The 263-nt window shown below is 66.2% G+C and carries 1 pseudogene; it reads left to right on the top strand.

What is annotated here, in order from left to right:
* Nucleotides 1-263, top strand: a pseudogene (locus AF337_RS25725) (ABC transporter ATP-binding protein); the annotation flags it as partial.

Below are 263 nucleotides of genomic sequence, written 5' to 3' on the forward strand. Positions count from 1 at the left end.
GCTGCTACAGCGCAGGCGGCTGGAACTGGCGCGCGCGCTGGCGACGGAACCGAAGCTGCTGCTGCTCGATGAAATCGCCGGCGGACTGACCGAGGGCGAATGCCGGTCGTTGGTTGCCACGATCCGCGCCATTCATGCGCGCGGCGTTGCGGTCATCTGGATCGAGCATGTGCTGCACGCGCTGAATTCCGTCGTCGAGCGGCTGCTGGTGCTGCACTTCGGCAGGGTCATCGGCATCGGCAAGCCGCAGGACATCATGGCCT

The organism is Rhizobium ecuadorense, from assembly GCF_001187535.1.
GTDB classification, from domain to species: domain Bacteria; phylum Pseudomonadota; class Alphaproteobacteria; order Rhizobiales; family Rhizobiaceae; genus Rhizobium; species Rhizobium ecuadorense.